This window comes from Pseudoalteromonas gelatinilytica (assembly GCF_001641615.1).
Lineage (GTDB): Bacteria > Pseudomonadota > Gammaproteobacteria > Enterobacterales > Alteromonadaceae > Pseudoalteromonas > Pseudoalteromonas gelatinilytica.
This window is the reverse complement of sequence record NZ_LRRU01000017.1, coordinates 48962-75269: the sequence shown is the minus strand read 5'-3', so window position 1 is coordinate 75269 and position 26308 is coordinate 48962. Positions and strand designations below refer to the sequence as shown.

The window sequence follows — 26308 nt, the reverse complement described above, 5'->3', positions numbered from 1 at the left end:
AAGTTGCCTGCCACTTCGGCAGGCATCGCGACTTTCATTACAGTGAGTAAGTCAGCTGTAAATACATATAACGGCCCGTTGGGTTATAGGTATTTTGATCAAAGTTAATGTTTAAATTAGTCAATGAAGCGGGTGGCTGCTTATCAGCTAAATTATTAATCCCTAATTTCACCGCTAAGTTATTCTCAAACTGATATCCGCCCGAAATATTATGATACGTCACAGAGCCAATATCGCGTGGTTCGCCTGATACTTGCTCGGTTGTTGAACCGATATAACGGAGATTATAGTTGGCTGACCAGGCATCATGTTTCCAAGTGCTAGAGAAGGTGCCGCGCCACTCAGGATATGATTCCCTCGAAGCTGCTGTGCCTGCTAAATCTTCACGTTCAACAGAACCATCAGACAAGGTCGTGTATTCGGTTAATTCATTTAGTTTAGAAACATTGGCGTTAAACGACCAATCACCATGATCTGTTTGTAAGCTGTAGTAAGTGACAAAGTCGACCCCAGAAACGCGAGTTGCGTTTAAGTTGACTGGGCCATCTAAAATATCAAGGATTTCACCACTGCTATCACGGGTTATGGTGTCGCAGTTTTTATTTTGATAGGCACATAAGTCTAGGTTGTTTTGTGCGCCAAATTCACTGATGGTGTCATTTATTTTTATTTCGTACCAATCTAAGCTAAAGCTCAGGTTTTCGATTAAATTAGATTCGTAAACCAAGCCAACGGTCTTATTTTTAGAGGTTTCAGGCACTAACTGACGATTGCCGCCCGTGGTTACTTGAACATTCGTAAACGGTTGCGTGTAGCCACTAGGTACACCGCTACAACCGGGTAAGCTGGCATCTGTTGAGCACGGATCTGTGACAGCGCTGTAGGTCAAACGCTCACCTTCAAACAGCTCTAAAATTGACGGTGCTCTAAAGCCTTCAGCCCAGTTTGCACGCAGTGTCAGTTGCTCAAAGGGGGTGTAAAGTAAGCCCACTTTGCTGTTGGTTGTTGAGCCAAAGGTGCTGTAGTCTGAGTAACGTGTCGCTAAGCTCAGTTCTAGGTAGTCAACAAGTGGCAGATCAGCGAGCAACGGGATACTAAATTCAGCATAGGCTTCTTTTAAATCGTACTCACCAATCGTCCCTTCGCGTGGCGAAGAGGTGGTGGTTCTGTAGGTATTAATACGAGGATCAGCGTTAATTGTGCTGTCTGGTGTGTCTTTACCTTTTTCTTTTCGGTATTCAATACCAAAGGCTGCACCAATGTAACCGGCTGGTAGTTCGTAAAGGGTGCCTGTAATATTTGCCGTAAAGTCGACTTGGCTGGCTTCGTTTTTGTCGTGACCGGTAAAGTTAACGTACTCGACCATCTCGTCGGTCAAAGGGTTAAAAATATTAACAGGCACACAACCGACTGCAATATCAGACACATCGCCATCAATTCCACTGGTATCACAGGCACGTAAACCCAGCGCTAGTTTGTCTAAATCCATTTGATTATTAGAGGTAAACTCGCCTTTGTTTTTTGCCCAAGACACAAATGTATCCCAGCTCCAATCATCAAACACTTCCCCTTCAAGGCCTATTGCAAAGCGTGTCGTTTCAACTTTTTGGTCGTTCACACGATAGCCATTGTTCATAAAAAATGAGCTGTGTTTAAAGTCGCTACCCGAAAACTCAACCCCGAATGGGTTCACACTTTCGTCATCAACTATGACAAAGCCACGACTACCACGAATAGATGAAAGGGCAGGTGAAAACTGCTGATCAGACTCTCGTTTGTTATAAAGTGCTTCGGCTTTAAAGTTTACCGAGCCAATCGGTACGACGAGCTGTGTATATAAAGATGAGCGCTCACTCGGACCTGTAACATAGTTATTGTAATAGCGGTTAAAGGTGTCATCGCTGTTAACTGCACGCCAGCTATCGATACTACTGCCATCACTATTTGGATCGCGGGTGATCCCTGCTGATGGAATTGTAAAATCAACAACATCGGCTAAGTTATCTTCAACAAAATAACCTTCAGGTGTTGATGCTGTTAAGCCATTTAGCGGCACCGCAGTTAATTTACGGTCTTGGGTGTAAATTGGCTTTTGATCCACATAGCTGGCTGCAAACATAAGGTTGGCTTCGCCAATATTTGTGCCTGATAACAAATCAAGACTAAAGGTTTCTTTATCACCTTCAGATGTTTCACCGTAGCTGGTTTTGACTTCTAGGCCTTCGTAATCGTCATAGGTATATAAGTTCACAACCCCAGCAATCGCATCCGCGCCATAAATCGCAGTTGCGCCGTCTTGTAATACTTCTACACGTTTAACAATATTTTGAGGAATGGTATTCATGTCAACAAAATCACGGAAACCACGGGTGCCGGCACCATTTACCCAGCGATGGCCATTCACCAATACTAATGAGCGATTAGCCCCTAAGTTTCTTAAATTTAAGCTTGATGCGCCGTGACTTGTTCCGGCTGAGCCATTGCCATTTAGGCTTGAACCTACTGAAGGAAGCTCCTGTAATGCCTCTCCGAGTGATAACGAACCATTTGCCTGCAGGGCTTCTAAGTCGATATTTTGCACTGGGCTTGCTGTTGCTTCCTGGCGCTTAATGCGCGAGCCGGTGACGGCAATAACTTCGACGTTTTTTTCTGCTGATGTTTCTTCTGCGAGTACGTGTTGTGATGTGCTCATACAAGCTGTAGCAACAGCAAGCGATATCACTGAATGCTTAAATCTTGAATATTCCATTTGTTACACTCCGAGAGGTTATAGTTATTTTGTTGTTGTCAGCTAAGCACTTTACTCACTCCTAAAAGCTATGCAATATTATGAAATATCATCATCAAGCTATAACAAATTGTTATGAATGGACCGACGCAAACCACCCAAAAAATAACCTTAAATAGTATGGAAGCCTTTGATGCAGTTATGAAAACTGGCTCAGCAACGGGGGCAGCAAAGCAACTTGGACTCACGCAACCAGGGATTAGCCGGTTGATTGCTCAGCTTGAAAATAACGTTGGCTTTTCATTGTTTTATAGAGAGAAAGCGCGATTATTTCCGACCGATGAAGCAATTGCATTACATAAACAAATCGAAATTTCGTTAGCCAGTGTGTACCGCGTAGAGCAACTTGCTAAGAACATTCATCAATCACATGTTGGTGAGCTTAATATCGTTGCCCCGAGCAGCTTTGTAGCAGGTCCGTTAGCGGAGGCAGTGGCGTCATTTGTTAAATTACACCCGAATGTAAAAATTAGTTTAGATAGTCATAGTCCAGCCAGGGCATGTGAGCTTGTCGCAAATAAAGCCTTCGATTGTGGCTTTATACAGTTTCCTGAAAATCACGAGGGATTGTGGTGTGAACCCATTGTCACCAGTCATTTAGTGTGTGCGGTATCAAGCAGTCATCCATTTGCAGATGCAAAGCAGCTAACAGCGCAAGATTTGCGTGATGAAAGCTTGGTGTTATTAGGTCGAGGCCGTCATTCGCGTAAGCAAATAGAGCATGCTTTTTTACAAGATAATATCCGTGTTAATGTACGTGTTGAAACGCATACCGTGACAACAGCCTGCACTTTGGTAAAGCACAATGTGGGTATATCGATAGTGAATGAGTTGCTTGCTAAGCAGTACCAAGATGACGCGCTGAAATTAGTGCCATTTATACCAAAAATAGAATTAACCTATGGGTTTATTACGTCGGCATCAACGCCCATGAATCGGTTAACCAATGCGTTTTACAATCATTGTAAAGCACATTTCGATGAATTCGCGGCAGCTAACTAAGCAAGCTGTCGTTAATCGCAATATGTCTTGAGTCAATCAAGGTTATGGTAGTCTTAGCGCGATTTTTTCAGGCAACAATGGAATAGTGCTTTGCACTGACTAGGATTAACATGACTAAAAAAAATATGATTACAACTTCATTAGCACTCATGGGTGTTGTCGCTGTCGGTAGCGCGCACGCTGATGAAGGGCAGTGGCAACCGCATCAATTAAAACAATTACAAAGCGAGTTTGACCGCGTTGGTATCGAATTACCAGCTTCACAAGTGGCAGATCTTAACCAATATCCACTCAATGCAGTGGTTGGTTTAGGCTATTGCTCTGCGTCATTTGTGTCACCAAAAGGCTTAGCGGTAACAAATCATCACTGTGCTTATGGCGCGATTCAAAATAACAGCACACCAGAAAACAACTTAATTGAAAAAGGCTTTTTAGCAGCTGATTTGTCAAAAGAGCTACCAGCAGGCCCGCAAGAGCGTTTGTATGTCACTGAACAAGTGGATGATGTCACTGAGCGCGTACTGGGTAACCTACCTGCAGATCTACACGGCAAAGCGCGTTATGAAGCGATTCAAGCAAATCGCAAAGCCTTGATCAGCGAGTGTGAGTCAGATCCTAACTATCGTTGTACAGTGCGTGATTTCCACCATGGCTTAGAGTACTTCATGATCAAACAATTGATGATCAAAGATGTGCGCTTAGTGTATGCCCCGGCAGAAGCGCTGGGTAACTTTGGTGGTGACATCGATAACTTTGAATACCCACGTCACACAGCTGATTTTACCTTTGTACGTGGTTATGTTGGTAAAGATGGAAAACCTGCCTCATATAGCGAAGATAACGTCCCCTATGAGCCTGTTTCATTCTTAAAAGTGAACACCAGCGGCGTAAGCTTAGGTGATGGTGTGCTGGTGGCCGGTTATCCGGGTCGTACTAGCCGCTATAAGCTTGCAGACGAAGTAAATTATTCTGCGAGTTGGTATTACCCAACATTGCTTAATACTTACAACATGACTCTCGATGTGATTGCCAAGCAGAGCAAAGGTGATGAGCAAGCACAAGTAAAATATGCCTCTCGTGTGAAAAGCACTAACAACCGTTTAAAGAAACTGGAAGGCTTACAAGATGGCTTTAAAGTAACGGATATTCCGGGTATTAAAGCTGCGCAAGAACAAGAGTACCTAGCTTGGTTTGCACAAAGTGCTGAACGTAAAGCGTACGCAGATTCATATCACGCATTAAAGTCATTGTTAGTTGATGCACATGCTCAGCAACAAAGTCACTTTTACTTTGACTATGCAAAACAGGCGGATCTACTAAGCACCGCGATTCGTTTATATCGCTTAGCAAAAGAGAGCGAAAAACCTAATGCAGAGCGCGAAATGGGTTACCAAGAGCGCGATCTTCCAATGCTTAAAGCGCGTTTAGAGCGATTACAAAAACAGTTTACGCCTGAGGTTGATAAAGCCTTATGGTTAAGCTACTTAGGTAACTATTTAGCGCAAGACAAGGCAGCGCAAGTTGCGGCATTAAACAATGGCTTAGGTATCACTGATACCACTACACAGGCTGAGCTTGATGCGATTATTGCTTCTTTTTACGTTAAAACAGAACTTACAGATACAGCAACACGCGTTAGCTGGATAGGTAAATCTGTTGCAGAGTTTGAAGCATCAAACGACCCATTCATAAAGCTTGCTGTTGCTCTATACGAGACCAACATGGCACAAGAAGCTGACGAAAAAGAAATGGCGGGGCGTTTAGCTGAAATTCGTCCGCAATATATGCAAGCCGTGATCGCCTTTAATACAGCCAAAGGTAAGCCAGTTTACCCAGATGCAAATGGCACATTACGCGTAAGCTATGCACAAGTTGATGGTTACCCAGCGGCAGATGCTGTGTATAAAACACCATTTACATCACTACGTGGTTTAGTGGCTAAACACACTGGCGAAAAGCCATTTGTTGTTACCGATAAAGTCCTTGAAGCATACAAAAAGCAAGCGTTTGGCGCGTACTACCGCGGTGACTTAGGTTTGCCAGGTGTAAGCTGTAGCTTATTTAGTTTTGGTTGTGAGCTACAAGCGGCTCAACCTCTTGAAGTAAACTCAGTTCCTGTAAACTTTTTGAGCAGTGCTGATACCACTGGGGGTAACTCAGGTTCGCCAGTCATGAATGGTAAAGGTGAATTAGTGGGTCTTAATTTTGACTCGACTTATGAATCAATCACCAAAGATTGGTACTTTAACGCCAAGATCACCCGTGCTATTCACGTTGATATTCGATACATGCTTTGGTTAATGGAAGAAGTTGATAACGCAGGTTACCTACTTGATGAAATGACCTTAGTTAAATAGCCCTGCTATTTTGAAAATAACCGCAGCAATTGCTGCGGTTATTTTATGTCTTTAATTTTTGCCAATCTAACGTTTTTAATTTGTTTATTTTCAATACTTTTGTAATGTACAAAGCAGATACTTTTACTTGGGAAAAATAATGAGCGCCAAACAAATAATAAAAGCCATTTCAGTGAGTGTTGTGGCAATAACGGCAAGCTTTAATGCCAGTGCAGCGAATACCGAAGCAATGTGGCCGGGCACGGCTTATAATCAGCAAATACCAACATTTAAACAAGTACTTGGATACGATGTAGGTGAGCGCATTACTAATTACAACGATATGCGTCGTTATTTAAGCGCCCTTGAACAAGCTGCGCCTGATCGTATTAAAGTGTTTAAGTACGCAAACAGCTGGGAAGGTCGTGAACTAGTTTATGCGGTGGTTGGCACCGCGGAGCATATTCGCTCATTAGAAACCCTCGCCAATAACACCCAAGCCTTAGCTGATCCGCGTATCACCTCTGAAAAAGAAGCTAAGTCGCTAATTAAAAATTTACCGACGTCTGTGTGGCTTCAGTATGCCGTGCATGGTAATGAAATTAGCTCAACCGATGCTGCACTATTCACTGCATACCACTTACTAGCAGCCCCGAATGATGCCATTAACAGCAAAATTTTAGACAACACCGTGGTGTTTATCGACCCATTGCAAAACCCTGATGGCCGTGAGCGCTTTGTTACTCGTTATTATGCGACCGTGGGTCTTGAGCACAGTGCAGATAGGTTAAGTGCAGAGCATAATGAGCCGTGGCCAAGAGGCCGAACTAATCATTATCTGTTTGATATGAACCGTGATTGGTTAGCGCTTACTCAGCCTGAAAGTAAAGGTAAAGTTGCGGCAATCAATAAATATAAACCACAAGTGGTGGTTGATATTCACGAAATGGGCGGCGACCAATCTTACTACTTTGCACCGGCTGCTCAGCCATTTAATCCGCATATGACGAAAACCCAAATCGCAAACATGGATGCAATTGGGCAAAATCATGCAAAGTATTTTGATGAATTTGGCTTTGATTACTTTACCCGTGAAATTTTTGATGCCTTTTACCCAGGCTACGGTGATAGCTGGCCTGTTTTTTATGGTGCATCAGCATCAACTTACGAAGTAGGCTCTGCGCGAGGCCATGTTTTTGAGAAAAATACCGGTGAACTACTGACGTATTTTAATACTGTAAAGCGTCAGTTTGTGGCCTCAATTTCGACTGCCGAAGGAGCTGCTAATCAACGTGAAAAACTACTAGGTGATTTTTATCAATATCAAATTGATGCGATTGACAGTGGTAAGAAAAGCAAAGAGCGTGTTTATATCTTACCTAAGCAAAGCAATCGTGAAGGCACGCACAAGCTTGCTACCCTAATGGCTGAACATGGTGTTGAAGTTAAACAAGCAACCGAAGACTTCAAAGCCTGTGGTGTTAAGTACAAAGCGGGTAGTTATTTTATTGATACCGCACAGCCGCGTGGTGTCTTTGTGCGTACCACGTTTACAGACCAAGTTGATATGGCTGAGGCATTTGTCAAAGAGCAAGAAAGACGTCGCGCTCGTAACCTAGGTGATGAAATTTACGATGTCACAGGTTGGTCACTGCCGATGATGTTTAATGTTGATAGCGACAGCTGTGGTAAGGCGGTGAGTGCCGACAGTAAAGCCGTTCAGGCCAACGACACATTGCTTGGCAAAGTGAATAACCCAGAAGCCTCTGTGGCTTATATCGTTGCGTGGGGCGACACGGCTGCAGCACGCTTTTTAACTGCAGCGCTTCAAGCAGGGGTTAAACTGAAAAGTGTTGACCAAGCATTTGTATTAGGTGATAAAACTAGCTACCCAGCGGGCAGCTTAGTCATTGAAAAGCGCCTAAACGATAAAGACTTACTGACTAAAATTAGTCAAATTGCCGAGCAAACAGGGGCAATTGTCGATGGTGTTGATTCAAGTTGGGTGATTGAAGGCCCAAGTTTTGGTAGCAACAAAACCGTGCCAATGGTAGCGCCAAAAGTGGCGATTGCATGGGATGCACCAACCAGTGAGCTAAGCGCCGGTAGCACCCGTTTTGTAATCGAAAGACAGCTTGGCTACCCAGTCACGGCGATTCGTACGCCAATGCTTGCATGGGCTGATTTAAGTGACTATCAAGTCGTAATTTTACCAGAAGGTAATTACGAGCAAGCATTAGGTAAATCGGGCGCAGCTAATTTAAAAAGCTGGGTTGAGGCAGGCGGCGTATTGATTGCCTTAGGTAATGCTAACCGCTTTACTACTAATGCTGATTACGGCTTATTAGATGTGAAGCGCGAGCAAGCTTATCGAGAAGATAAAGCCGACAGCAGCGATGATAAAAGCAGTAAAGTGGCAGGGCAGTTATTCGCTTCTCGCGATGATTTAAAAGCAGCGAGCATTGAGCCACATACATCGCCAGACTATGTAGCCGGTGTACTTGCTAATGTTGAAGTAGACCAAGAGCATTGGTTAACCGCAGGGGTTGATAAAGACCTTGTTGCAGTAGCTTACGGTAATGATATTTACACGCCTATAAAACTGAACTCAGGTAAAAACCTAGCGTGGTTTACAGGTAAGGATGATGTGCTAGCAAGTGGTTATTTATGGCAGCAAAATAAAGCACAGCTTGCATATAAGCCATTGCTTGTTCATCAACCGCAAGGCAAAGGCATGGTAATAGGCTTTACACAATCACCAACCTACCGTGCCTACCTTGAAGGCATGAATGTACTGTTAACTAACACGATTTTCCGCGCTGCAGCTCATGCTCAGTAAGGTTAAATTCTAAACGAATAGCCCGCCGATGTTGCGGGCTTTTTTGTGTTTAGATATTTATAAAACACAATTCCAAAAAGAGTGGGCAATAAAAAAGCCCGCAGGGCAAAGAGCGGGCTTTTTAGTGTTCCATGGAGAGGAAGTGTTAAGACACAATCCCTAGTGGCTTACCTGTTTGCCAAGCGCCACGGGTAAAGTCTGGAATTGTTTTGCTGTTACTTCTATCAGCAACTGATGCCATACTTTGCGGGAAGATTGATGACCATGCTGCGGCATCGTAAACATCTTGATCGAGTGGCTCATTGTTGCGTAAGCAGTAGATCATGCGCCAAAGCATAATGAAGTCCATACCGCCGTGGCCGCCGTTACGTACTGCTTCTTCACCCATGCGTTTCCACAGTGGGTGATCAAACTCAGCACGCCATTTTTCCATATCTTGATCCCAGCTATGGAAGTTTTGCATATGTGGCTTACGGCCCTGTGAACCAGCTTTTTCCCACGCAGCGAGCTCAGCTTCATATTGCTGTTGGTAAATTTTCGCGATGGCTGGTGGCACATCTTCAAGAGCAATACGATTAGGGAATCCAGCAAATGTGCCATTAGTACCTTGAATTAGGTTATGGCGGCTGTATGGGCGTGGGCTTGTGGTGTCATGCTGAACCATAATGCTACGACCTTTCACTGTTTTAATAATGCTGGTGTTCATGTCGCCAGCGGTAAATTTCAGCGAGCGGCGTTCGTGGCCTGCAGGGAATTCGCGCTCTGCATAGGCGGCGCGGCCAAGTGCTGGTGAGCTGACTGAGGTAACAAAGTCAAAGCGGTCACCACGGTTGATGTTCATATACTGAGAAACTGGGCCTAAACCATGGGTTGGGTATAAGTTACCGTTTACCTTGGTATGCCAGTAAGTACGCCATGAGCCTGTACTACGGTCAATTTCTTTCATTTGCCAACGCAGGTCATGAATATAAGCAGCTTCACCATGCAATAACTCACCAAATACGCCTTTACGAACCATGTTTAAAACCATTAACTCGTCACGGCCGTAGTTAACGTTTTCCATCATCATACAGTTCTTTTGCGTGCGTTCAGCAGTGTTTACTAGTTGCCAACACTCTTCCATCGTGGTTGCTGCAGGTACTTCAACAAAGGCATGTTTACCGCTTTCCATAGTCGCGACGCTCATTGGTGTATGCCAACGCCAAGGTGTTGAAATGATCACAATGTCGATGTCATCGCGAGCAAGCATGTCTAAATAGGCTTTATCAGAACCCGTATAAGCAGTTGGTTTAGGTAAGCCTTTTTCAACAACATAATTAACAGACTTATCTAGCATCAGCTGATCAGTGTCACAAATAGCTTTAATTTCAACCCCTTCAATATGGCAAAGGTGTTTTACATGACCGCTACCACGTTGACCAACCCCAATAAAACCAACACGTACCACATCCATTGCTGGCACAGCTAAGCCCATTACGCTTTTACCTTGTGCTGCAAGTGGTGTGCTTTGATTATCACCTTGTTGGCTTTTCGCACAGCCAGTCACGACTGTCGCGGCGGTAATGGCTGCGGCAGATTTTAAAAAACTACGTCTATCTATTGTCATAACGATACCTAAATCACTGAGATTGTTTTAATAGTGGGTTTCAGTTGTTTCTGTTATATCGCAACTCAAAGTCAATTACAATTAAATGCTTTCAAATTCTTTCGTAACTTTGGGTTTTATCATTTTTATCCTTATAAAATACCGTGGGAAGTGTGTTTTTAACTTATTTTGCGACTTTCGTTATCTTTCGTTTTGTTGCGCAGCGTTTCGCGCTGTGCTAATGTAATTTCAAATCACGTATCTAACCATTAGCGTAAGCTGCTTGGAGAAAACCATGAATGCATTAAAAACGATTATAAATAACAATCGAGTAGGGCAAGCGCAGGGTATTTATTCTGTGTGTTGTGCACACCCGCTCGTTATCGAAGCAGCAATGTTGCAAGCTCTAAATGATGACACCGAAATTTTAATTGAAGCGACAGCGAATCAAGTTAATCAGTTTGGTGGTTACACAGGAATGAAGCCCCATGACTTCGTTGAGTTTGTTCATGCAATAGCGGAAAAAATAGGGTTAGATACCCAGCGCATTATTTTAGGTGGTGATCATTTAGGCCCAGTGTGTTGGGTAAATGAGCCTGCAGACGTTGCGATGGTTAAAGCTGTTGAACTAGTAAAAGCCTATGCAAGTGCGGGTTTTAAGAAAATTCATTTAGATGCCAGTATGCCATGCGCTGACGATGGAAAACGTTTAGCTGATGCCGAAATTGCCAAACGTGCCGCATTGATGTGCCAAGCCGCTGAGTCGGTAGCAAAAGATAACGATATTCTGTATGTAGTGGGCACTGAGGTCCCTCCTCCAGGTGGCGCAACACAAGAGCATGAAATTATTGAGGTATCGCATGTTGAGGGAGTGCAGCAAACAATCGAATTACATCAGGCTGCATTTGCTAACTTAAACATAAGCGATGTCTGGTCACGCGTTATTGCTGTTGTTGTGCAGCCAGGAGTTGAATTTGATAACCATCAAGTTTTTGATTACCAACGTAATGAAGCGCAAAAACTGAAAGAGTTTATCACCACTGTCGATAATCTTGTTTATGAAGCTCACTCTACCGACTATCAGCCAGATCATTGCTATCACGAGTTGGTGCAAGATCACTTTGCCATATTAAAAGTGGGTCCTCAGCTTACCTATGCACTACGCGAAGGGTTGTTTGCGTTATCTTATATTGAAGATCAATTAGTCGAAGCGGCTAAGCGTTCAAATTTACGTGATGTATGTGAGCGCATCATGCTAGAAAAGCCACATTACTGGAATAAGTTTTATCCAACACAAGGTGCTGAAGCTAAGCTGTTTAGAGCTTATAGTTATAGCGACCGTATTCGTTACTACTGGCCTGAAGATGAAATAAAGCAAACAGTAGAAACTTTATTTGCCAACTTAGAAGGGCAAATTATTCCACAAACTTTACTTAGCCAATTTATGCCAGCGCAATATAAGGCATTGATCAATGGCCAAATTAACTCATCACCCCGTGAGTTAGTAATTAATAAAATAATGGAAGTCACGAATACCTATTCGCGTGCTTGTAATCAATAAGTGGTGTTGAGAGAGAATTAATTATGACGCAGTTTTTATCATTAAACGAAACAGAGCTTAAGCAACAAAACGCTTATTGGACAGCAAGAGAAATCTCCCAGCAGCCAGAGTCATGGTGCAATACGGCGGCTATTATTGAAACGCATCGAGCAGAAATAAATGCATTTCTAGCGCCAATTTTGGCATTAAAAGAATTACAAATCGTATTAACAGGAGCTGGCACATCAGCCTATGTTGGCGAGGCATTAGCACCTCACTTAACAGCTAAAACTGATTTAAATGTGCGCGCAGTTAGCACCACCGACATTGTGTCTAACCCCCATGGGTTTTTACAAAAGAGCACACCCACTTTACTTATTTCTTATGCGCGTTCAGGTAATAGCCCTGAAAGTGTCGCGGCGGTTGATATCGCAGAGCAAGTTGTTGAAAAGTGCTATCACTTAGTCATTACCTGTAATGAAAATGGTGAATTAGCGAAAAGGGCGGCAGCTAAAAAAAATAGTTTTAGTGTACTTATGCCAAAAGAAACCTTAGATGAAAGCTTTGCAATGACCAGCAGTTTCACCTCAATGCTGCTTTCAACCTTATGTATTTTTACCCCTGATGTTAACCAGCTTGCACAAGTGGCTACGCAGACAGAGCAGATGCTCGAAACGCAACTTGAAGAGATCAAAGGCTTTGCGCAAACTGATATTGAACGTTTGGTGTTTTTAGGGGCAGGCTCGTTACTTGGCTATGCGAAAGAAGCGGCCTTAAAGTGCTTAGAGCTGACCAATGGGGATTTAATTAGTTACTTTGAAACCCCTCTTGGCTTTCGTCATGGTCCTAAAACCATCATTAATGATAAAACCGCAGTGTTGTTAATGGCCTCAAGTGATTTTTATAGCAGTTTGTATGATACTGATTTATTTAATGAACTATTAAATGACCAACAATGTTTAGCGGTTAAAAAGCTGGCGTTAAATACTGAACTGGTCGAGCTAGATGATGTTTGGCAAGGTCTGTATTATATTGTCTATTGTCAGATTTTTGCATTTTATAAATCAATGTCACTCGGTTTAACACCTGATAATCCTTGTCCTACGGGCGAAGTTAACCGTGTTGTAAAAGGGGTAACTATTTACCCATTAACTTCTCGCTAAGTAGTGTTGGGTAAAATATGGCTGTTTACGGACTCGATATTGGTGGTACAAAAATAGAGACCGCCATTTTTAATGATAATTTAGAGCAACAGCAAAGTTGGCGTATTACTACGCCAACGGATGACTATCAGCAATTTTTGCACGCAATTTATCAGCAGGTAATTAAAGCCGATGAGCTATCGGGTTGCCAAGGTGCGGTGGGCATCGGTATGCCAGGTATCGTTAATGATGAAGGTAAAGTGCTGTCGGCTAATGTGCCGTGTGCCACAGGTAAAGTGATTGCCAACGATCTTCAAGCATTATTAAAACGCCCTGTTGCGATATTAAATGACACCCGGTGTTTCGCTTTATCAGAAGCTAATGGCGGAGCTGGTGAAGGTTATAGCAGAGTATTCGGTGCCATTGTTGGCACTGGTGCGGCGGGCGGTATGTGTATTGATGGAACCTTGTTTAACCAAGGTTTGGGCATGTCAGGGGAGTACGGCCATTTACCACTGTCTGCGTATCTACAACAAAAATACCAGCTGCCTGTTTTGAAATGCGGCTGTGGTTTAAATGGCTGTGTAGAAAGTTATATTGCAGGGCCCGGCGTACAAACCTTGTACCAGCATATTACGCAATCTCCTAAATCAGCGATTGAATGGGCAAACGATATCAAACGTGGTGATGAACAAGCCTTAAAGGTGCTTGCCTGTTACTTAGATATTCTTGGCGAAACCTTTGCTGCTATTAGTAAAAGTTTGCACCCAGAAGTAATTGTGCTTGGGGGCGGGTTGTCGCTCATTGATGCAATAGTAGAAAAACTCCCTGACGCGATTCAAACTCATTTATTTTCAGGTTTTGCCGTGCCAGAAGTGAAGCGCGCAAAATTTGGTGATTCTAGCGGCGTAAGAGGCGCTGCAATAATAGGAAGTGTTCATGCTAATTCCAACGCATCTTAATCGTTATTACTTAAAAGCCGCAAAAGTGGTGACTGCTGATGCGGTTTTACTCGATCACGTGGTCTTGGTCGAGCAAGGTAAAATTACTGCCATTACTACGCAAATAGCGCCCGAGGTCGAGGTAATTGATTTAGGTGAGCACAGTTTATTTCCGGGCTTTATCGATTTACATATTCATGGCCGGGAAGGCTGCGATATTATGGACGGCACCCCTGAATCACTAGAGACTATTTCTCGTTCTTTAGCAAAGCATGGCGTAACGGGTTTTGTTGGCACAACGGTGACTGCAGACTGGGACGTCTCAATTCAAGCTTATAAAAATATGGCGAGTGCCTATCAAAAAGGCTTGGCTGGAGCGCAGTTGCTAGGGGCTTATAACGAAGGTTTATTCTTTGCCGAAGCTCATAAAGGCGCGCATAACGAGTCATTTTTTTTAGAGCTTACTAAACAGCGATTTGATGAAATTTATGCCGCATGTGAAGGTTGCTTAAGCTCATTTGCGTTAGCGCCAGAACTACTTAAATCCCCCGACATGATCCGCTATATCACCGATAAGGGTGTGCGTGTGATGCTGGGTCATACAGATGCTAATTTTGAGCAAACAACACAAGCTCTTGCTCATGGAGCCTGCGGTGGTGTGCATATTTTTAATGGTATGCGTGGTATTCATCATCGTGATCCCGGCTGTACTGGCGCATTATTGATGGACAACGATGCCATGGTTGAGCTTATTCCTGATGGTATTCATTTGCATCCGAGCATCATGAACATGGTTTACCGTTTAAAAGGGGCAGATAAAATTGCTCTGATCACAGACTGTGTGAGCGCCGGAGGCTTACAAGATGGTCGCTACCGTTTAGGTGAGCTTCCTATTGTGGTTGAGCAAGGTGTTGCAAGAACTGAGAGCGGCTCTTTAGCTGGCAGTACATTAACCATGGAAGTTGGCGTTGAGCGCTTTTATAACCTAACCGACGCAAGCCTAGTCGAAGCAACTAACATGGCCAGTTTAGTACCCGCTGAGTTTTTAAATAAAGCGGAGCAAATAGGCAGTATTGCGGTAGGTAAACAGGCTAATTTTGCCCTGCTCGATAAAGACTTTTCTGTTCAAGCAACAATCTGTGCGGGTAAGCAAATCTTTTAAAAGTTAAGTGAGAATGCAGGCAAAAGTATTCGATGCCATTGTTATTGGCAGTGGCATTACTGGCGGCTGGGCTGCTAAAGAACTAACCGAAAAAGGGCTCAATGTACTGCTGCTGGAACGTGGCAGGCAGGTTGTGCATGGTACTGACTATATCACTGCCTTTAAAGACGATTGGCAACTGCCATTTCGCGACAGGCCCAGCTTGCTAGAAAAGCGCAACCAAGCTAAACAAGCACGCACTGGCTATGCCACCAAGCAATCAATAAAACACTGGTTTGTGAATGATTTGCAGCACCCTTATCAAGAATCACAGCGTTTTGATTGGATCAGAGGGTATCATCTTGGTGGGCGCTCATTAACTTGGGGGCGGCAATGCTTGCGCCTCAGTGATATAGATTTTGCAGCCAACAAACAAGATGGTCACGGCGTTGATTGGCCTGTGCGCTATCAAGATATTGCGCCTTGGTACGATAAAGTCGAAGCCTACATCGGGGTTATTGGCGAAGCGCTGAACTTACCTCAGCTACCAGATGGACCTTACTTACCTCCTTTTGCGCTTAATGCCGTAGAGCAGCAGCTTAAACAAAGTTTATTAACTCACTACACTAATCGGCACCTCACCATCGGGCGAGTTGCGCATTTAACTAAGGCAAAGCCTGAGCAAGGTCGTGCTCCATGCAGCAAGCGCAACCGCTGTATGCGGGGTTGTCCAACCGGTAGTTATTTTAGTAGTTTAGCCTCGACCTTACCTGCAGCGATGCGTACTGGGCGACTCACTATTCAGACTCACTCCATTGCTAAAGAGATTATTTACAATCCAGAAAGCGGGCAAGCCACAGGTGTGAAAGTAATTGATGCTGAATCTAAAAAAGAGCGTATCGCGCAAGCGAACATCATTTTTTGCTGCGCATCAACGGTGGCAACAACAGCCTTGTTATTAAATTCAACCTGTGCACGTTTTCCTAATGGCTTAGGGAACGATAGTGGAGAGCTTGGTCATAACCTCATGGATCACCATTTTAGGGTTGGTGCAACGGGTGAACCAAAAGGTTTTGCTGATGACTTTAATGATGGCGACAGACCCGTTGGCTTTCATATTCCGCGCTTTCGAAACCTTGATGATAACGAGCAGCATAGCTTTATTCGCGGCTATGGCTATCAAGGATACGCAACACGAAAAGATTGGCGACGGGGCTTTAAAGAACTTAGCTTTGGTAAGGCTTTTCGAGAAGAGCTTGCCAAACCTGGGCCTTGGCAAGTTGCATTAATAGGCTTTGGTGAATGCCTGCCTTATCATCGTAATAAAATGAGCTTAGATCCGGTATTAAAAGATCAATCGGGATTACCTTTAGTTAATTTTGATTGCCAATTTGCTGAAAACGAGCAGCGCATGCGCGAGGATATGAAAGCGCAAGCCGTCGAGATGCTCAGCAAAGCTGGTTATCAAAATGTGCAAGCGTACGATAAAGGCTCAGCGCCGGGGCAAGCCATCCACGAAATGGGAACTGCGCGCATGGGACATGATGCTACAACCTCAGTGCTTAATCGTTACAACCAAATTCATAGTGTGCGTAACGTCTATGTCACTGACGGCTCGTTTATGTGCTCGTCGGGTTATCAGAACCCTTCGTTAACCTATATGGCATTTACTGCAAGAGCCGCCGATCATGCTGCACGACATTATCAAAATGGGGTGTTCAATGGCTGATCTACAAAGGCGAAATGCCATTAAATGTTTAGCTGTATTATTCGGTGCGGCTATTACGCCAGTGGCTGCGACTCAGCTATTTGATAAAGTGAATGACAATCATTTTGAGGTGCTTAAATCTGAGGCGCATCGGGATGTGGTCACGCACATGCAGGCGGTTATTTTAGAACTGGAGCCAAATGAACAGCTGTATTTTAATTTAGTCGCTTTCACAGATTTAATGTTAGCAAATACACTAACTACGACTGAGCGTACGGCATGCTTAAAAGGCGCAGATCTGATTGCAGAAGGTGCTCTTTCATCGTCGCAATTAGCAGATAAACTCACAGGTTTATTTACTATCTCTTTGCAGCAGCAACAGTGCATAATAGCGCAGCAAGCCTTACCCCTTTCAGAAGTGAGCCCTGATAAGCGTGACGAGTATTTAATTTATAAGTGTATTTTTACCGTGCGTGAATTTTTGCTACTGGGCTATTTCACATCAGAAAAATTGCAGGCTAGTTAAATAGTAAAACAACTAAGCCTGCCCATGTCGTTACTTACGCCAACTTGTTAGTTTGTGACCAATCAGTGCGTAATAAAGAATAAACGCATAGCAAGGGATCAACAGATAGTAAGCTTGTTGTGCATTGCCCGTATATTCTGCAAATACACCGTATACCAAAGGCAATAGCGCGCCACCTGAAATCCCCATAATCAGTAATGCCGCGCCGGTTTGGGTTTTATCGCCAAGATTTGCAAGGGCCATAGGCCAAATGGTCGGCCATACCAGCGCATTCGATAAGCCAAGTAATGCAACAAATAACACGGTATCTGGAAAACTGTTATCAGCAAGCCAAAAGAGCACTACGTTTGCAATCGCAGTTTGTTGCGGTTCAATCAAAATGATACCAAGTGAAAACACACAACCACTTAACGCAGAAAATATCAGCGCCTGTTGCTGACTAAAAAAGCGAGGAATTAATACGATACCTAAAACATAACCTAGCACCATAAAGCCCATGGTGTAAGAGGTGAGTTCTGCGAACTGCAATACCCCTTGTTCTTTGCCGTAAAGGCCAATAGTGTCGCCGGCAATGACTTCTGCACCTATGTAAAAGAATAGGGCTATCACGCCTAAAACTAAGTGTGGAAATTGCAGGACTGATTTACTCTCGCTGTTGTTGCTGGTTTTTGGTTGCTCAATATCTGGTAGCGGAGCCAGCATGATTAACGCCGCTAATATTGCTAATGCGATTGCCATTAAAAGGTAAGGAGTAATTAAACGATTAGCCAGTTCTTGTAACTGTAATTGCTTTTGAATGCTGTTTAATTGAGCCAGAGCTTCTGGGCTAAAGTTGGCAATGTCGCTAAATACGATCGCTGAGAAGAGCAATGGAGCCACCACACCAGCACTCTTATTGAGAATACCCATAATGCTAATGCGCACGGCTGCTGTGTCTTTAGAGCCAATAAGCACGATGTAAGGATTCGCAGCGGTTTGTAATAAGGTAAGGCCGCTACCTAAAGTAAATAAGGCAACCAAAAACAACCAGTAAGCCTGAATTTGTGTCGCAGGAATAAACAACAGTGCACCAAATGCCATGATACCTAAACCAAACGACATACCATGCTTATAGCTGAATATTTGCAAAATCTTAGCGCTTGGCAGTGCCATCACGGTATAGGCGATATAAAACACCAGTGTCACCATGTAAGCTTCAATATGGTTGAGATCGCAGACCATTTGTAAAAATGGGATCAAGGAGCCGTTAAGCCAGGTTATAAAACCAAATAAGAAAAACAAGCCACCTATAATCATCATAGGCAGTAATTGCGTGCGATTGGTGTGTTCTGTTTGCTCTAACAGTGAGCTTTGTGTTGTCATTTTTGTCACCAAAGAAGTTTGTTGTGAAATAATCATAAAACAAAATTCGTAAGTTTTGAAAGTTTTATTTTATTTCGAAACTAAATTTGGCTTTGAAACTGTAAATTGTGTAATATTGAACTACAAATTTGAAAGCAGCTATTAAAACAACAGGCCAGCTATGCTAACCACAATAGAAAGAAGACAAAAAATCGTCCTGATGACTGAGGAAAATGGCAAAGTAAATGTTAAAGATCTTGCAAAGACCTTTGATATTTCGGAGGTTAGCATTCGCCATGATCTTAACGAGCTCGGTAAACGAGGCTTAGTTGTCCGTTCACGTGGTGGGGCAATTGCCTGCGATAAACTGGCAAAAGAGCTTTCGGTAAAAGATAAGCATAACGAAAACTACGCAGTGAAAGTGTTATTAGCGAAAGCTGTGGCAAGTTTGGTTGATGATGGCGACTCTTTAATTATTGATTCTGGTACCACCACAGAAGAAGTTGCCAAAGCATTAACCAATAAGCAGGGCCTTACTGTGATGACAAACGGCCTTAATATTGCCCATGTACTGGCAGATATTGAAGATGCAAATGTGTTTATGCTGGGTGGGCAATTGCGAAAGAAATCAATGTCTTTTTACTCAAATGAAGTCGAGCAAGCACTTAGTAAATATAACTTTAAAAAGGTTATTTTAGGGGTTGATGGTATCGACTCAGAAGCAGGGATCACCACTCATTATGAGCCCGAGGCAATGCTGAATCGCACCATGTGCACCCGCGCAGATAAAGTCATTGCAGTCACTGATTCAAGTAAATTTGGTAAGCGTGCTTTGTATAATGTATTGCCGCTTAAATCAATCGATGTGCTGGTCACCGACAAAAATATGCCAGCAGAGTTCGTTGAATCATTAACGAGCTTAGGTATCGAAGTGATTACCGTTTAACTCTCTAGTTAAATAGAACTATTGAAAGGTGGCTTTTGCCGCCTTTTTTATTGTTCGTAAAAACCGAATCTCCCCACCGAAAAGAAAATCTTCAGAAAAAATCATTATCGTAACTTTCGAAATTAACTCCCCATCTTTAAAGGCATGCGAAGCCATTTTTGCTGTTTTTGAAACTTAATTCGTAACTATCGAAAGTTTCATTAGGTAATTAATTGTTGCTAGTTTGTTTCATTTTGTTATAGATTAAATATAAGGCCTTACTCATTACCATTTTTATGGTGAAAAAATCTGAACATTTAAAAACAGGAAATCATCATGGCAACAACAACTAGAAAAACATATTTGAGCGTGCTGATAAGCTCGATTTTGGCCTCATCAGTCAGTTTCGCTGCGACGGCCCAGCAACAAGAAAACGATAGTAAGGCCGAAGAGGATGTTGAGGTTATTGAAGTTACAGGGATCCGTAGCAGTATTAAAGAATCAAACTTTCGAAAGAAAGAAGCAACGACGGTTGTTGATGTCGTTGTCGCTGATGACATCGGTAAGTTCCCCGATGAAAACTTAGCGGAAGCATTGCAGCGTATTCCGGGCATCACCATTACTCGTAATGGCGGTGAGGGGCAAAATATTTTAGTCCGTGGTTTAGGTGGCGGCTACAACATTACCACGTTGAATGGTCGTAAACTGGCTTCTGAAAACTCAGGCCGCGACTTTAACTTTGATACGATTGCTTCAGAGTTAGTGGGGGCACTACAAGTGTATAAGTCACCAGAAGCACGCTTAATTGAAGGGGGCATTGGTGCGGTAGTTGATATCGAAACGCGTAAACCACTAGACCAAGATGGCTTTACCTTGAGCGCTTCAGCAAAAGGGATTTATGAATCTCGAACAGGCGATGTACACCCGCATGCTTCATTCATCATCGGTGACAACTTTAATGATGATACTTTTGGTGTGCTTTTCTCGGGTGCGTATTCTAAGAAAACCTTACGTGCAGACACATACTCGGCAAGCGGTTTTTTTGACGAAGAAGAAGGTTGGGGGGCAGACAGCGCAGGTGTGCCAGTCGACATGAACGGCAACGGAGAAATTGATGGGCAAAGTGAAATATTTGCCTCAAAAATCCCGAGTTACATGTATTTTGCCAACGCGCAGGATGTGCGTGAACGCGTCGGTGCGACGTTAGCGATGCAATGGCGCCCAACAGATACCCTAGACATTAACTTTGATGCTCTTTATTCACGTTACAACACCGATGGTCATCGTTATCAAATCGGTTTTGTTAACTATGATGAAAGCTGGACGCCAGGCACGCCAGTGTTTACCGATGCAGAATTTGATGACTCAGGTCGCGTAGTATCAATGACGCAAACCGGTAACACCATGGTGGAGCTACTCAACTTAACCAACCCACGTAAAACCGATACTTATCAGTTTGCCCTTAATGCCAAATGGTATCCAATGGATGGCCTAACACTGGCTGTGGATGTTGCCCATTCAAAAGCGAAAAACGAAAATGGGGGTGATAACCGCTTTATTGTTGCGCGTGGTTTTATAGACTCAATTGGGATTGATTACACCACAGGTAATATGCTGCCAGATGTGACCTTATCGCCGGGCTTAACTGCGGATCAATCATACGGTGCTCACTATAGCCGTAATACAGGTATTGGGGTTGAAGACACGGTTAATGACTTTAAGTTTACCGGTACGTTTGTGCCTGAAAGCGATTTAGTGACCCGTGTTGATTTTGGTTTAACTTACCTTGAACAAACTAAAAGTCAGCTTGAATATGCATCAAAAAATGCCAGCCAATTCAGTAATGGTGGTCAGTATTTAGAGCGCGATGGCTATGAATTTGATGACAGCACAGTAGTGAATGTGGGTGACTTTAACCTCTTTGAAATCCCAAGTGATGTGTTTGTTGAGGCGAATTTCGATAACTTCTTAGAAGGCGAAAGTAGCATTACACCAGAGCCGTGGCCAAGTTTCGATTACGATAAGTTACTTGCTTATTATCGTTCAATAAATGCAGAAGCGACCGATAAGAGCATTGTTGCATCGCTAAATTCATCGGGTACTTATGAGGTAACCGAAGAAATCCTTACCGCATATGCGCAAGTGACGCTCGAAAGCAGTCTTGCAAATATGCCGTATATGTTAAACGTTGGTATTCGCGGCTCGCAAACAGAAGTGAGCTCTAAAGGGTCGGTTTATGATCTATCGTTAATTGACTTACAAGAAGATGGTAAACCACTTGAAAATGGTTGGCGCGAAACTGTTGAGCAATCATTTAAAGGGGATTACAGCAACATTTTACCAAGCATGAACTTTAAGCTTAGTATTACCGATGATTTAATTTACCGCTTCTCTGCGGCACAAGTGATTAGCCGCCCATCTTTAAGCTACTTACGTCCGTGGCTTGCGCCAAATTTTGATACGTATCGTGAAGGGTTACCACAACTTTCGATGGGCGATTCATCGTTAACACCAGAAGAAGCTAATCAAGCTGATATGACTTTAGAGTGGTACTTTGAAGACAGTAGCTCGTTAAGTGGTGGGGTGTTTGTCAAAGACCTGAAATCATTTATCGATTACGTAGAAAGCCCAGTTGAAATTGAAGGTGTGCGTTACTTTGCATCTTACCCTGGTAAGAGTAAGTACGGTGCAACGATCAAAGGTGCTGAGTTTGCTTATCAGCAGTCGCTTGAAAACTTATTACCAGAACCTTTCAATGGCCTAGGCTTTCAGCTTAACTACACTTATGTTGACAGTAGCTACGATGAGCCAGAGCTCAAAGAGTCAGGTTTGCCATTTAGAGGCATGTCGAAAAACTCATATAACGCCGTGGTTTACTATGAGCAATATGGTTTCCAAGCACGTTTAGCGTATAACTGGCGTAGCAAATTCTTGTCGGATCCTGATGCATGGGGCGGTCCATATTGGATCTCTGATTATGGTCAGTTAGATGCCAGCATGAGCTATAACATCAGTGACCAATTCACAGTGTTTGCCGAAGCAACGAACTTAACGAATGAGCGTTATTGGGGTTACACCAAGCGTACTGACCAAGTGAGTTACCTTGAGCGTTTTGGTACTCAAGTCGCATTAGGTGTACGTGCTAGCTTTTAATCTTTGTATTCCCAGTTGTTAGTGTTGTTCAAGCGCCTGCAAAGGCGCTTTTATTTTTTTTAAAAAAAGAGGTTGTTATGGCAGGAATTAGTGTTTGGCAATTAGCCATTATTGCCGCAATTGTGGTGCTGTTATTTGGCACAAAAAAATTATCTCGAATTGGTGGAGATTTAGGGACGTCAGTCAAAGGGTTTAAGCGTGCTATGCAAGATAAACCCAATGATGAAGCCTAGCTCTCAAGTACTTTAAATTATATTGCTACCCTGTTCAGGGTCGCGAGATTGATCCGCTTGTTCGCGAATATCATCGGCATCACTGCTAACGTCATCAAGGCTGTGGTCGTCGAGTGATTTTGCTGTTTTTGGCTCTGCGCTTGCATTATTGTTTGGCTGCTCATTATCGTTCTCGCTATTTAAAATAATTCGCTCGCGAGCATCATCAGGCATGCTGATTTGCTCTGCTAAATAGGTATTGACCAATTCTCGCATTAATTGTGAAGCGACTTTGACAGTGCTGTGTTCGCGGCTATTAACCCAAAAATAAATGGTTAGATTTAAAGTCGCTGAGCCTAAAGAATCAATTAACACTTGGCTTGGGGGATCATTAATAACAGCAGGGTTTTGATTAACCACCTTCATTGCTAATTGTTGGGCGTAGCGAATGTCATTATCGTAGCCAATGCCAACATTAAAGTGACCCCGCATTTTCGGGTTTGCAGTGAGGTTTTTAATGACGTTTTTATACACGGTCGCATTAGGAATTTGAATGTGATTGCCATCAAAATCCACCAAGGTGGTGGCGCGAGCCGTAACCTTTTTAACCACCCCTAAACGACCATCAACTTCAATCACATCGTCAATACGAAAAGGGCGCTGCACACTGAGCAGCATGCTTGAAATAAAGTTTTCAGCGATATCGCGAAAAGCAAAGCCTAAAATAAGCCCAACTAAACCAGTCCCACTCATAATCGCTACAGCAAAACTGGTAAGCCCTGCAAGACGCAAAAATAAGTACACCCCAAACAAGATGATAATGATGCTAAAAAAGCGCCTCGTCACTACATGTAAAAGTTTACTTTCACTGACAAAGCCAAGCGGCTTTATTAATAAATACGATAAAGGACGAGCTAATAAGTAGCAAATGATGATGGCCGCAATACCGAGTGTCAGTGCTGGTAACATTTGCCATGCAGTATGTAAAAACTGCGTAATTTGAGAATTTAAGTCTTGCCAAGATAAGCTCGCAGGGATTGCTTGCGATGTTACCCAAATGGTGGGGCTGAACAAACTAGCCAATTGATTTTTAATAAGTAAGTAATAACTCATCGCACCGCTCCATGGATCTTTGTAGTGTTTTTATAAGCGTAGCTTAATGCAATTCAGACGCCATTATTACTGGCAAGTTGTTTGCAGCTTGAGAGTGTTAAAGGCAATTATTTAGGTCGTTTATGAGTAAGGACAATCGTGGTTACCACGCTCGCTCACCGATGGAGATCCCAATTCGCGGTTGGTGGGATATCAGTAAGCGGGTTTATCACAACCTATCACAAGACAATTTATCTTTCGTGGCGGCAGGTGTGGCGTTTTATGCCTTGTTGGCGATTTTCCCTGCGCTGGCGGCCATAGTCTCTGTGTATGCTTATTTTGCTTCGCCAACCGATATTTATGATCAACTCGATAAAGTGATTGCCATTTTACCTGCAAGTAGCCGCGACATTATTTTGCTGCAAGTGAGTGGCATCACTCAGCAATCACAAAAGGTATTAAGTGTCAGCGCCATAGGGACCTTGTTATTAACAGTTTGGAGTAGTAGTAAAGGCTGCCAAGCACTGATCACTGCCTGCAACATTACTTATCATCAGCGCAATAAGCGCCAGTTTTTTATGGCATTAGTGGTGCGTTTTTTATTTTCGTTAGGTGCTATTGTGGTTGCGCTGGTGGCGTTATTGATCATTGGTATTTTGCCAATAGTGCTTAATTTAGTTGGTTTAACTGAGCTTATCGATTTAATGATTCAGCTTATTACTTGGCCACTATTAGCCATTATTTTTAATTGCGCTTTAGCATTTTTATATCGTTATGCGCCTCACAGAACGCCTGCCAAATGGCGCTGGATCACCCCTGGCTCAATGCTTGCCACCTTACTGTGGATCATCGCATCAATCGGTTTTTCATATTATGTATCACAATTTGCAAGTTATAACGAAACCTATGGATCGTTAGGGGGTGTGGTGATCATGTTGATGTGGCTTTATATCAGCGCATACATCATTATTTTTGGTGCGGCCATTAATGCCAGTGCCGAGCAACAAACCTTAGTCGATAGCACCATAGGCCCTGACAAAGAAGTGGGAGATCGCGGGGCAACAGTCGCTGATAGGTTAACCAGGCAACAAAATGAGCATTCTCATAAATAGAATGATTAGTGCGAATTTTACTCATGGTTGTTAGTTAAATTAGCGCCTACAATCATTTCATACAATTTACGGGAGTAAAGTTATGAAAGTGATTCAACAATTAAATAGCCATGCCACACAAGATGGTGATGGTGTAAACATCAGCCGTATTCCAGGCTTTGATGGCAAGTATTTAGACCCTTTTTTAATGATCGATGAGCTGAAGTCTGATGATCACAGTGATTTTATGGGCGGCTTTCCTGCGCATCCTCACCGTGGTATTGAAACCTTTACGTACATTATTAAAGGTGGCTTTGAACACCAAGATCAAATGGGTAACAAAAAAGCGATTCGCGCTGGTGATGTGCAGTGGATGAGTACCGGTTTTGGTGTGATCCACAGTGAAATGCCATTAGCAGATGCCAAAGAAGGCATGCACGGCTTTCAAATTTGGCTCAATATGCCAAGTGCCGAGAAGCTAAGAGCGCCGCGATATCAAGATACCACTGAAGCGCCAGCGCCAACGAGTCAAAATGAGCAGGGTGTTGAGCTTAAAGCGTTGGCAGGAAGCTGGCAATTTGCCGGAGAAGAGCAGGTGTCTAGCTTACAAGACCTCGCCGCTGACGGCATGCTTGCTGATGTGACTTTACCGGCTGGTACGCAGTTTTACCATACACCGCTTACACAAACGAAGGTGATGATTTATATCCATACTGGAGAAATTCATACTGAGCAAGGCGGCCCAGTTAAAGCGGGTAGCTTATTGATTTTAGAGCCTGACAGTGACATTGAGTTTAACTCGCAAACGGGGGCTGGCGTTTTGATTTTAGCCGGTGAGCCGCTTAAGCAACCAATCGCTCATATGGGCCCGTTTGTAATGACAACCCAAGCTGAGTTACAGCAAGCTGTACGTGACTATCAGCTAGGTAAATTTGGCACACTATAG

Annotated in this window: 18 protein-coding genes; 14 read left to right on the top strand and 4 right to left on the bottom strand. The window is 43.3% G+C overall.

Features of this window, described 5'->3' with window-relative positions:
- Positions 1-37: 37 nt before the first annotated feature.
- Positions 38-2749 carry a TonB-dependent receptor gene (locus tag NH153_RS07965; protein ID WP_063702658.1) on the bottom strand — a complete coding sequence of 904 codons (2712 nt, stop codon included), beginning with the start codon at positions 2747-2749 and terminating at the stop codon, positions 38-40.
- Between the two features lie 114 nt (positions 2750-2863).
- On the opposite strand from NH153_RS07965, the gene NH153_RS07960 reads away from it, so the two are divergent.
- The 3 genes from NH153_RS07960 to NH153_RS07950 all read left to right on the top strand — a co-directional run bounded on the left by NH153_RS07960 (position 2864) and on the right by NH153_RS07950 (position 8965).
- Positions 2864-3790 (top strand): LysR family transcriptional regulator, encoded by a 927-nt coding sequence (locus tag NH153_RS07960; RefSeq protein ID WP_063702656.1) that lies wholly within the window; start codon positions 2864-2866, stop codon positions 3788-3790.
- A gap of 110 nt (positions 3791-3900) precedes the next feature.
- Positions 3901-6147 carry a S46 family peptidase gene (locus tag NH153_RS07955; protein ID WP_063702654.1) on the top strand — a complete coding sequence of 749 codons (2247 nt, stop codon included), beginning with the start codon at positions 3901-3903 and terminating at the stop codon, positions 6145-6147.
- Between the two features lie 139 nt (positions 6148-6286).
- Positions 6287-8965 (top strand): M14 family metallopeptidase, encoded by a 2679-nt coding sequence (locus tag NH153_RS07950; protein WP_063702652.1) that lies wholly within the window; start codon positions 6287-6289, stop codon positions 8963-8965.
- A 145-nt stretch (positions 8966-9110) separates the two neighbouring features.
- Here the strand turns inward: NH153_RS07950 and NH153_RS07945 are convergent, their stop codons facing one another.
- Positions 9111-10571 carry a Gfo/Idh/MocA family protein gene (locus tag NH153_RS07945; RefSeq protein ID WP_063702650.1) on the bottom strand — a complete coding sequence of 487 codons (1461 nt, stop codon included), beginning with the start codon at positions 10569-10571 and terminating at the stop codon, positions 9111-9113.
- A 274-nt stretch (positions 10572-10845) separates the two neighbouring features.
- Between NH153_RS07945 and NH153_RS07940 the strand changes: the two genes are divergently transcribed.
- Genes NH153_RS07940 through NH153_RS07915 form a run of 6 tightly spaced genes read left to right on the top strand, consistent with a single transcriptional unit; the run spans position 10846 to position 17548 of the window.
- Positions 10846-12111 carry a D-tagatose-bisphosphate aldolase, class II, non-catalytic subunit gene (locus tag NH153_RS07940; protein WP_063702648.1) on the top strand — a complete coding sequence of 422 codons (1266 nt, stop codon included), beginning with the start codon at positions 10846-10848 and terminating at the stop codon, positions 12109-12111.
- Positions 12112-12134: 23 nt separating this feature from the next.
- Positions 12135-13253 (top strand): SIS domain-containing protein, encoded by a 1119-nt coding sequence (locus tag NH153_RS07935; protein ID WP_063702646.1) that lies wholly within the window; start codon positions 12135-12137, stop codon positions 13251-13253.
- Positions 13254-13270: 17 nt separating this feature from the next.
- Positions 13271-14194, top strand: a complete 924-nt coding sequence (locus NH153_RS07930) for an ROK family protein (protein ID WP_063529024.1) — start codon at positions 13271-13273, stop codon at positions 14192-14194.
- Positions 14172-15335 carry an N-acetylglucosamine-6-phosphate deacetylase gene (gene nagA, locus NH153_RS07925; protein WP_063529023.1) on the top strand — a complete coding sequence of 388 codons (1164 nt, stop codon included), beginning with the start codon at positions 14172-14174 and terminating at the stop codon, positions 15333-15335. The genes NH153_RS07930 and nagA overlap by 23 nt, the downstream gene beginning before the upstream one ends.
- A gap of 13 nt (positions 15336-15348) precedes the next feature.
- The gene (locus NH153_RS07920; RefSeq protein WP_063702644.1) at positions 15349-17043 is read left to right on the top strand and encodes a GMC oxidoreductase; all 1695 of its coding nucleotides are present in this window, start codon (positions 15349-15351) and stop codon (positions 17041-17043) included.
- Positions 17036-17548, top strand: coding sequence for a hypothetical protein (locus NH153_RS07915; protein ID WP_063702642.1), 513 nt, complete (start codon positions 17036-17038; stop codon positions 17546-17548). Before NH153_RS07920 ends, NH153_RS07915 begins: the two co-directional genes overlap by 8 nt.
- Positions 17549-17578: 30 nt before the next feature.
- Here the strand turns inward: NH153_RS07915 and NH153_RS07910 are convergent, their stop codons facing one another.
- Positions 17579-18910, bottom strand: a complete 1332-nt coding sequence (locus NH153_RS07910; protein ID WP_063702640.1) for a sugar MFS transporter — start codon at positions 18908-18910, stop codon at positions 17579-17581.
- 160 nt (positions 18911-19070) lie between these two features.
- On the opposite strand from NH153_RS07910, the gene agaR reads away from it, so the two are divergent.
- From agaR to tatA, 3 genes are all read left to right on the top strand, one after another.
- Complete coding sequence (gene agaR, locus NH153_RS07905) at positions 19071-19835, top strand: transcriptional repressor AgaR (RefSeq protein WP_054561067.1); 765 nt, start codon at positions 19071-19073, stop codon at positions 19833-19835.
- Positions 19836-20150: 315 nt separating this feature from the next.
- On the top strand, positions 20151-22967 hold the full coding sequence (locus NH153_RS07900; RefSeq protein WP_063702638.1) for a TonB-dependent receptor: 2817 nt from the start codon (positions 20151-20153) through the stop codon (positions 22965-22967).
- Positions 22968-23044: 77 nt separating this feature from the next.
- Positions 23045-23200 carry a twin-arginine translocase TatA/TatE family subunit gene (tatA, locus tag NH153_RS07895; protein WP_082401550.1) on the top strand — a complete coding sequence of 52 codons (156 nt, stop codon included), beginning with the start codon at positions 23045-23047 and terminating at the stop codon, positions 23198-23200.
- Positions 23201-23212: 12 nt separating this feature from the next.
- Here the strand turns inward: tatA and NH153_RS07890 are convergent, their stop codons facing one another.
- Positions 23213-24292, bottom strand: coding sequence for a mechanosensitive ion channel family protein (locus NH153_RS07890; protein WP_063702636.1), 1080 nt, complete (start codon positions 24290-24292; stop codon positions 23213-23215).
- A gap of 122 nt (positions 24293-24414) precedes the next feature.
- On the opposite strand from NH153_RS07890, the gene NH153_RS07885 reads away from it, so the two are divergent.
- Positions 24415-25383, top strand: a complete 969-nt coding sequence (locus NH153_RS07885) for a YihY/virulence factor BrkB family protein (protein ID WP_063702634.1) — start codon at positions 24415-24417, stop codon at positions 25381-25383.
- Between the two features lie 82 nt (positions 25384-25465).
- Complete coding sequence (locus NH153_RS07880) at positions 25466-26308, top strand: pirin family protein (RefSeq protein ID WP_063702632.1); 843 nt, start codon at positions 25466-25468, stop codon at positions 26306-26308.

What these genes read in the sequence shown, in the direction of transcription:
- NH153_RS07885 (WP_063702634.1), top strand. Translation starts at nt 24,415, where the DNA reads ATGAGTAAGGACAATCGTGGTTACCACGCTCGCTCACCGATGGAGATC.
- NH153_RS07890 (WP_063702636.1), bottom strand. Translation starts at nt 24,292, where the DNA reads ATGAGTTATTACTTACTTATTAAAAATCAATTGGCTAGTTTGTTCAGC.
- NH153_RS07900 (WP_063702638.1), top strand. Translation starts at nt 20,151, where the DNA reads ATGGCAACAACAACTAGAAAAACATATTTGAGCGTGCTGATAAGCTCG.
- NH153_RS07880 (WP_063702632.1), top strand. Translation starts at nt 25,466, where the DNA reads ATGAAAGTGATTCAACAATTAAATAGCCATGCCACACAAGATGGTGAT.
- NH153_RS07965 (WP_063702658.1), bottom strand. Translation starts at nt 2,749, where the DNA reads ATGGAATATTCAAGATTTAAGCATTCAGTGATATCGCTTGCTGTTGCT.
- NH153_RS07920 (WP_063702644.1), top strand. Translation starts at nt 15,349, where the DNA reads ATGCAGGCAAAAGTATTCGATGCCATTGTTATTGGCAGTGGCATTACT.
- NH153_RS07935 (WP_063702646.1), top strand. Translation starts at nt 12,135, where the DNA reads ATGACGCAGTTTTTATCATTAAACGAAACAGAGCTTAAGCAACAAAAC.
- NH153_RS07940 (WP_063702648.1), top strand. Translation starts at nt 10,846, where the DNA reads ATGAATGCATTAAAAACGATTATAAATAACAATCGAGTAGGGCAAGCG.
- tatA (WP_082401550.1), top strand. Translation starts at nt 23,045, where the DNA reads ATGGCAGGAATTAGTGTTTGGCAATTAGCCATTATTGCCGCAATTGTG.
- nagA (WP_063529023.1), top strand. Translation starts at nt 14,172, where the DNA reads ATGCTAATTCCAACGCATCTTAATCGTTATTACTTAAAAGCCGCAAAA.
- agaR (WP_054561067.1), top strand. Translation starts at nt 19,071, where the DNA reads ATGCTAACCACAATAGAAAGAAGACAAAAAATCGTCCTGATGACTGAG.
- NH153_RS07930 (WP_063529024.1), top strand. Translation starts at nt 13,271, where the DNA reads ATGGCTGTTTACGGACTCGATATTGGTGGTACAAAAATAGAGACCGCC.
- NH153_RS07950 (WP_063702652.1), top strand. Translation starts at nt 6,287, where the DNA reads ATGAGCGCCAAACAAATAATAAAAGCCATTTCAGTGAGTGTTGTGGCA.
- NH153_RS07915 (WP_063702642.1), top strand. Translation starts at nt 17,036, where the DNA reads ATGGCTGATCTACAAAGGCGAAATGCCATTAAATGTTTAGCTGTATTA.
- NH153_RS07955 (WP_063702654.1), top strand. Translation starts at nt 3,901, where the DNA reads ATGACTAAAAAAAATATGATTACAACTTCATTAGCACTCATGGGTGTT.
- NH153_RS07960 (WP_063702656.1), top strand. Translation starts at nt 2,864, where the DNA reads ATGAATGGACCGACGCAAACCACCCAAAAAATAACCTTAAATAGTATG.
- NH153_RS07910 (WP_063702640.1), bottom strand. Translation starts at nt 18,910, where the DNA reads ATGACAACACAAAGCTCACTGTTAGAGCAAACAGAACACACCAATCGC.
- NH153_RS07945 (WP_063702650.1), bottom strand. Translation starts at nt 10,571, where the DNA reads ATGACAATAGATAGACGTAGTTTTTTAAAATCTGCCGCAGCCATTACC.